The 2524-nt window shown below is 72.9% G+C and carries 4 protein-coding genes and 1 pseudogene; 1 reads left to right on the forward strand and 4 read right to left on the reverse strand.

Translation table 11 applies throughout. From position 1 onward, the window contains the following. Positions 1-49 precede the first annotated feature (49 nt). On the forward strand, positions 50-397 hold the full coding sequence (locus tag B7L92_RS24000; protein WP_255311108.1) for a MerR family DNA-binding protein: 348 nt from the start codon (positions 50-52) through the stop codon (positions 395-397). Here the strand turns inward: B7L92_RS24000 and B7L92_RS42615 are convergent. From B7L92_RS42615 to B7L92_RS24015, 4 genes and pseudogenes are all read right to left on the reverse strand, one after another. Continuing rightward, a complete protein-coding gene (locus B7L92_RS42615) occupies positions 360-623 on the reverse strand; it encodes a hypothetical protein (protein ID WP_255311106.1) in 264 nt (87 codons plus the stop codon). The two genes, B7L92_RS24000 and B7L92_RS42615, sit on opposite strands and share 38 nt — an antisense overlap. After that, positions 624-920: a hypothetical protein gene (locus tag B7L92_RS42620; protein WP_255311107.1), complete on the reverse strand. Its 297-nt coding sequence runs from the start codon at positions 918-920 to the stop codon at positions 624-626. A gap of 78 nt (positions 921-998) precedes the next feature. Further along, positions 999-2060, reverse strand: a complete 1062-nt coding sequence (locus B7L92_RS24010; protein WP_081239511.1) for an ArsO family NAD(P)H-dependent flavin-containing monooxygenase — start codon at positions 2058-2060, stop codon at positions 999-1001. Continuing rightward, positions 2057-2524: pseudogene (locus B7L92_RS24015) on the reverse strand (arsenic resistance protein); the annotation flags it as partial. The gene B7L92_RS24010 and the pseudogene B7L92_RS24015, both read right to left, overlap by 4 nt.

A 2524-nucleotide genomic window follows, 5' to 3' on the forward strand; every position in this document is an offset into this window, starting at 1 on the left:
CCAATGAACACCCACAGCAGCGACGCCACCAGCAGCATCTGCCCGCCTGCTGCCCCCACCGCCCCGCACCCCCGGCGGCTACCGCGACTACCCCGACCACACCGTCACCCGTCTGGCGTTCATCCGCGACGCCCAGCGCGCCGGCCTCACCCTCGCTGAAATCCGCTCGATCCTGGCCCTGCGCGACGACGGCCACGCCCCGTGCGCTCACGTCACCGTGCTGATCGACGAGCACCTGGCAGACATCGACCGGCGCATGGCCGAACTCACCGCCACCCGCGAAGCCCTGCAGGCCCTCGCCGGCCGCGCCGCTACCACCGATCCCGCCGCCCGCAGAGCGGGTGACATCTGCACCATCCTCACCCCCGTACCGCCTCGGGCAGACCGGGCAGAGTGAGCTGGCGCCGGTGGAAGTCGAAGTGCCGGGCCGGATAGCGGTAGAGGTCGGCGACGGTCATGACGTCCCGGAAGAACGGGTCCCGTCGGCACGGGTAGTGCATCCGCCGCGCCAGGTGGGCCGGCGCCTCTGCATCGACCCGCCGGTGCAGGTCGGCGATGACGCGGTCGAACAGCCCCGCCATGCGGCGGCGCCCGAGCAGCCGCGCCCCGCCGACCGGGCCCACCTAGTTGACCAGGTCGAACGGGCCGGTCGCGGCATCCAGCAGCCGTGCAAAAAGGCGGCTCGCGCTCAGCGGAAGCCGCCCGAGCAGAGCGAAGACGAGCAGCAGGGGGCGGACGAGGAGACAGCCGAACAGCATGTGGAACAGCAGCTGCTCGTTGGTCCACCGCGTTCTCTCGCTGGCCCGCACCAGATCCACATGGGTGGCCGACTCGAGCAGCTGACGGAACTCGATGCGCACCCGCTCCAGCTCGTCGTGGACCGCGCGCCGGTCGAACGCCATGTTCCCTGCTGTCTCCACGTGTCCTCCCCGGCAGACCAGACGGGCAGTGCGACATCCTCTTCCAGGCCCGGCACGTCAGAGTAGCCGGGCGGGGTGTCAGATCAGCAGGTCGCGGATCTGGCGGGCGGCGTCACGGGCCGGGCGGCCGACGCCGATGAGGGTGGCGGAGGCCGGGCCGGTCCAGTCGCCGTAGCCGAGCAGGTGCAGCCGCGGTTCACCGACCGCCCGGGTCCCGGCGGTCGCAACATGGCCGCGCGGGCCGCGCAGGTTCAGCGGGGCGAGGTGGGCCAGGGCGGGCCGGAAGCCGGTGCACCAGATGACCGCGTCCGCGTCCGACCGGCTGCCGTCGGCCCACCGGATGCCGGTGGCGGTGAGCCGGGGGAACATCGGCTTCAGGTCAAGGAGTCCGGCGTCGCGGGCGGCGCGGACCGGCGGGACGGCGACGATGTCGCCGAGGGAGGCGACCCCGCCGGTGTCGCCGCGGCCTTCGTCGAGGGCGCGGCGGCGGGCGGTGGCGACGTCGAACAGGACGCGGCCGTCGATGTCGTCGGGCAGGAAGCGGGGCGGGCGCCGGGTCGCCCAGGTCACCGTCACGTCGCCGGCCAGGGCGAGGTCGGCGGCGATCTGGGCGCCGGAGTTGCCGCCGCCGACCACGACGACGTGCTGTCCGGCGAAGTCGGCCGGGCGGCGGTAGTTCACCGTGTGCAGCTGCCGCCCGGCGAAGAGGCCGCGGCCGGGGACGGCGGGAAGGAAGGGCCGCGACCAGGTGCCGGTGGCGCTGATGACCGCGCGGGCCCGCCAGGTGCCGGAGTCGGCCTCGACCAGGAGCTTCTCGCCGTCGCGGCGTACGGCGCCCACGCGGGTGCCGTGCTGCATGGGCAGGCCGTAGCGCTTCTCGTAATCGGCGAGGTAGTCCACCACGTGCCCGGCGTCCGGGTAGGTCTCGCCGGGCTGGGTGGGCATGAGCCGCCCGGGCAGCGAGGAGTGGGCGGCCGGGGAGAACAGGTGCAGCGAGTCCCACATGTGCTGCCAGGCCCCGCCCGGTGCCGCCTCGGCGTCCAGGATCACGAAGTCCAGGTGCTGGCGGCGCAGGTGGTAGCCGGCGGCGAGCCCTGCCTGGCCGCCGCCGACCACCACCACATCGGTGTGCTGCGTCACGGGGCCGTCGTCAGAGAGGCGGTGGCGAACTTCTTGCGCCAGGCGAGCGCGACGTAGATCAGGCCGACCAGGATCGGCACCTCGATCAGCGGGCCGACCACACCGGACAGGGCCTGGCCGGAGGTGACGCCGAAGGTCGCGATGGCGACCGCGATGGCCAGCTCGAAGTTGTTGCCCGCCGCCGTGAAGGCGAGGGTGGTGGTCCGGTCGTAGGCCAGGCCGATCGCCTTGCCGAGGGCGAACGTGCCGAAGAACATGACCGCGAAGTAGACCAGCAGCGGCAGCGCGATGCGGGCGACGTCCCAAGGCTGCGAGGTGATGGTCCTCCCCTGCAGGGCGAAGAGGATGACGATCGTGAACAGCAGGCCGTACAGCCCCCAGGGGCCGATCTTCGGCAGGAAGCCGTTCTCGTACCTCTCGCGGCCCATCTTCTGCTCGCCGACGCGGCGGGTGAGGAACCCGGC

This window comes from Streptomyces viridosporus, from assembly GCF_002078235.1.
Lineage (GTDB): Bacteria > Actinomycetota > Actinomycetes > Streptomycetales > Streptomycetaceae > Streptomyces > Streptomyces viridosporus.